Origin of the sequence: Bradyrhizobium sp. (assembly GCF_019242285.1) — a bacterium.
GTDB lineage: Bacteria > Pseudomonadota > Alphaproteobacteria > Rhizobiales > Xanthobacteraceae > Bradyrhizobium.
Genome location: NZ_JAFAVV010000339.1, coordinates 1 through 4318 on the forward strand (window position 1 = coordinate 1; position 4318 = coordinate 4318).

General features: G+C 60.3%; 5 protein-coding genes. All 5 read left to right on the forward strand.

Translation table 11 applies throughout. The features are described 5' to 3' along the window. The coding region (locus JOY90_RS13210) for an AraC family transcriptional regulator (RefSeq protein ID WP_291691566.1) at positions 1–741 on the forward strand (741 nt) is incomplete at its 5' end. 303 nt (positions 742–1044) lie between these two features. Next, a complete protein-coding gene (locus tag JOY90_RS13215; protein ID WP_291691567.1) occupies positions 1045–1716 on the forward strand; it encodes an NADPH-dependent FMN reductase in 672 nt (223 codons plus the stop codon). Between the two features lie 54 nt (positions 1717–1770). Beyond that, positions 1771–2934, forward strand: coding sequence for an LLM class flavin-dependent oxidoreductase (locus tag JOY90_RS13220; RefSeq protein WP_291691568.1), 1164 nt, complete (start codon positions 1771–1773; stop codon positions 2932–2934). A gap of 63 nt (positions 2935–2997) precedes the next feature. Next, positions 2998–3711, forward strand: coding sequence for an alpha/beta fold hydrolase (locus tag JOY90_RS13225; RefSeq protein WP_291691569.1), 714 nt, complete (start codon positions 2998–3000; stop codon positions 3709–3711). Between the two features lie 92 nt (positions 3712–3803). Then, positions 3804–4318, forward strand: a 515-nt coding sequence (locus JOY90_RS13230; RefSeq protein ID WP_291691570.1) for an MFS transporter, incomplete at its 3' end; no start/stop codon positions are given.

The window sequence follows — 4318 nt, forward strand, 5'->3', positions numbered from 1 at the left end:
GCCAACGCCAATGCCTTGCTGGTCAGTTCGCGCAAAGGTCCCGCAAACGTCACCTACCGACTCGATGGCCGACTGGTCTCGCGGCAAGTGCAGCAAGGAGGGATATTCTTCCTGCCGCCCGGGCGGGATTGCGAGGTCCACCTTCATGCGCCGCTTGACACGATTCACGTCTATGTGCGGTCCGATCTGTTTGGTGAACGGGCAGGTGATTGCAAGCTTGGTACCGGTCTCGTTCCGATTCTGGGCGAAACGGATGGGGTAACCGGTAATCTATTGGCAGTTCTCGAAGAGATCCTCAGAGAGGAGGATTCGTCCTGCTCGCTGCTCGCCGAGTCCGTCTCCCATGCCATCGCCAATCGACTGATGACGATCAGTCGTCTGGATGGCAGACCGAGCTTGCCGGCCGTCGCACGGCAGCTCAGCAGCCGCAGGGTGCGGGCAGTTCGCGAATTCGTCGAAAGCAATCTGGCGGACTGCATCAAGCTTGCGGACCTGGCCGCAATCTGCAGCTTGAGTTCAGAGCATTTTATCCGGATGTTCAAGTCCGCAGTCGGTGTGTCGCCTCATCGCTACGTGCTTGGGGTGCGAATTGTTCGCGCCAAACAGCTGCTTGCCAATCGGGAATGCAGCCTGGCGGACATTGCGCATGAATGCGGTTTTGCGCATCAGCAGCATTTTACAAGCACGTTCCGTCGCATGACGGGCTTCACCCCGGGCGCCTATCGCCGCTCCATGAACTGACTCACCGCATCTCACCTGCGTGCTCCGTACTCGATCCCGAGTTGTGCCCGGCAGCCATTCGACTTAGTATCAATTTCCTGCCAATCAGCTCGTTTTGTGCAGGCTCCGGCTTTCTGCCTCTCCTAGCATCCAAGGCAATATCGCGCCGTTCTCGATGACGGCGAAACAGAGCTAGGGAGAGACGCGCATGGCGCGGTTTGACACCGGGCGGTCGCATGTCGCGGCTCGGTTCAATTCGGGTTTTCCCGGACGAGCAGCCTTTTCTGCGGGGCCGCGGACGGCGTTGCGTGAAGGAGCGCCGGGATGACCGGGCGCTCTCCATTCATTGTCGGCATTGGAGGGACGCTCCGGCCCGGATCCACCTCCGAGAGGGCACTTCGTCTCGTTCTTGCTCGAGCAGAGCAGATGGGTGCGAGGACGCGCATCTTCGCCGGATCAGCGTTGAAGATGCCGGCCTATGATCCCGCCGAAGCTGCGCGTACGCCAGAGGCGGCCGCAATGGTGGAAACGCTCCGCGCCGCCGATGGAGTTGTGATCGCAACCCCAAGCTATCACGGTTCGATCACCGGTCTCATCAAGAATGCACTCGACTACACCGAGGATCTTCGAAGCGATCGACGGGTCTATCTCGCCGGCCGCGCCGTCGGCTCGATCGTCTGTGCTGACGGAGTCCAGGCCATGGGGGCGACGCTCGCGACGCTGCGCGCGATTGTGCATGCTCTCCGTGGCTGGCCAACGCCATTCTCGGCCGTCATCAATTCGGCGCTTCGGCCAATCTCGCTCGAAGGCGAATGCACAGATCCCCAGGTAGCGCAACAACTCGCTTTTGTGGCCGAGCAGGTGGTCGAGTTCGCGCGAATGCGTCGACACTACGAAGACAGGCAGGCAGAACATGAGCTCGGCGGGGTGGGGCCGCCGAAGCGTAGTTCGGATGGTGCCCGGCTGATCGAACTGACCCTTGAGTTCATGAACTGAACGAGCTCCGCCTTTCGGCTGGAAAGAGCGAGGCGCAGATCCTAGGAGCAAGAGATGTCCGACGTTCGCTTTAACTTCATGCATTTCATGCCCTATGTGCATCTTCCGGCGAACCACAAGGAGTTCAAATCGCTCTGGGTCAATTTTCCGAACAAATATTACGACCCGGAAAAGGCGCATGAGCTCTACCAGCAATACCTCTCGCAGCTCGTGCTCGCGGACCAACTAGGCTTCGACGCCATCGTCCTCAACGAGCACCATAACACGAGCTACAGCATGATGCCGGCGCCCAGCCTGCTTGCTGCGACGCTGATTCCGCAGATCAAGAACGCCAAGATCTGCGTTTGGGGAACGCCGCCAAACCTCGAATATCCTAACCGGCTCGCTGAGGAATATGCGATGCTGGACGTTCTGTCTAAAGGACGCCTGGAAATAGCATTTCCGCTCGGCACCGGCATGGAGTACTGGGCCAATCCGGTCAATCCCGTGACCGCTCGCGAGCGCCACCGAGAGTCCATCGACATTATTTTGAAAGCTTGGACGGTTGACGGGCCGACCAGCTACTATGGTGACTTCTATACTTACCGTTTCCTTAACAGCTGGCCGCGGCCATACCAACGTCCCCACCCGCCCTGCTACATCGTGGGAACCGGCAGCCCGGAAACGATCGAGCTCGCTGCCGAACTGGGCTTTGGCTATTCGGCGGTGTTCGTCAGCCGGCAGCGCGCGCTGGAGCTCAACAACAGGCTTCGCGAGCGGTCCGCTGCTTACGGCCACGAAGTACGCCCCGACCAGTTGCCGCTCGGCGTCTTGACCTACGTAGCCGAGACCGACGAGCAGGCGCAGCGAGAGTTCGTTGAACACCTGCAGTTCTTCTTCGAGGACGGGTTGCGTACGACACCGCAGTTCCTCGCTCCTCCCGGCTACATCTCAATCGAGCAACTGAAGGCGCGTGCTGCGCTCGGCGACAAGCTGCATGGCTCTTTCGACTTCAAGACGCTCAGCGACGCGCTCTTCATCGCGGTCGGCAGCGCGGAAAAAGTTGCCAATCTGATCGGCGAATGGGGAAAGACCATGGGGACGACGCACTTCAACATCAACGGGCACCTGGGCAATATGCCGCACTGGAAGGCGGTGAAAAACCTTTCGCTGATCGCGGAGGAGGTCATGCCCCGGTTGCGATCACGGTCGGCGTCCCTGCAACGCGCGGCTGAGTAAAGGGAGGCTGACATGGTCAGGTTCGAACGAGAAACTCACGAGGTCAATGGGGTGAAGATCGTGATGTACGCGGCCGGCAGCGGACAACCATTGTTGTTCCTGCACGGAGCCGGGACGTTTCACGGTTTCGAGTTTGCCGGCAAGTGGACCGAGAACTTTCGGGTCCTGGTGCCGTATCACCCCGGCTTCGGCGAGTCCGACGATGATCCGACCATGCTGGACATGCACGACTATGTCATGCATTACGTCGAGCTGCTCGACACGCTCGGCATCGAAAAAGTCAATCTGGTCGGGTTTTCCCTCGGCGGCTATCTCGCCGCCCGGTTTGCCATCGAGCACCGCGAGCGCGTGATCAAACTGGCGCTGATCGGGCCGGCCGGGTTGCGGGACAAGGACAATCCGCCAGCCGACGTCCTGGCGCTGTCACCCGAGCAGCTGCCGCCGCTACTCGTCTCCAACTTCGACGTTATCAAACCGCATCTGCCCGTCCAGCCTGACCTCGATTTTATCGCGGATAGATATCGCGAGATGACCACGGTCGCCCGCCTGCTGTGGGAGAAGCCTTGGGATCGCAAGTTGCCGCGGCATCTGCATCGCCTCAAAATGCCCACGCTTCTGCTCTGGGGCGAAGAGGACAAGATTATTCCATCGGCGCAGGCGAAGCTCTGGAAGTCGCTCATTCCCGCGGCTGACGTCGAGATCGTGGGGGGCGCCGGTCATCTCGTGCTGGACGAGAAGCCCGAGGCGGTGACTTCCATCGCGCGATTCCTCTCCTGAGTGTCCGCGCATTCCATGCCAGGCGAGATCGCGGCGCCGCGGTCTTGCGAGAAGCACGATCATCCATCAATCGACGACAACAGGAGGAGGCTGTGGGCAGCTCTCGCATCTTCAAATACGAAAACCTCGTTGTAATCCTCATGGGGGCGGCGTTCGGTTTCGTGTTCTTTGATCGTCTCGCGCTGAGCTTTCTGGCGCCGTTTATCGTGCCTGAGCTTCAGCTCAGCAACTCGCAGCTCGGCGCGCTTGCCGCTGGCCTCGCTCTTACCTGGGCCATCGCTGGCTACGGCGTCGGCACGCTGTCCGATTATCTGCAGAACCGCAAGACTTTGCTGGTCTGCGCTATCGTGGTCTTTTCCGCCTGCTCCATCGGATCGGGGCTTGCCAATTCCTTCCTGACGCTGCTTGCCGCGCGGCTCGTAATGGGTTTGGCGGAAGGCCCAGTGCTGCCCATTGCCCAATCGATCATGTCCGCCGAGTCGTCGGAGCATCGGCGCGGTTTCAACATGGGCGTACTGCAGAATTTCTTCAGTGCCCTTCTGAGCAACCTCGCTGCGCCCCTGGTCCTGGTTGCGATCGGTCAGGCCTATGGCTGGCGCGCCGCGTT

Coding starts and splice junctions, on each gene's coding strand:
- JOY90_RS13215 (WP_291691567.1), top strand. CDS start 1,045: ATGACCGGGCGCTCTCCATTCATTGTCGGCATTGGAGGGACGCTCCGG.
- JOY90_RS13225 (WP_291691569.1), top strand. CDS start 2,998: ATGTACGCGGCCGGCAGCGGACAACCATTGTTGTTCCTGCACGGAGCC.
- JOY90_RS13220 (WP_291691568.1), top strand. CDS start 1,771: ATGTCCGACGTTCGCTTTAACTTCATGCATTTCATGCCCTATGTGCAT.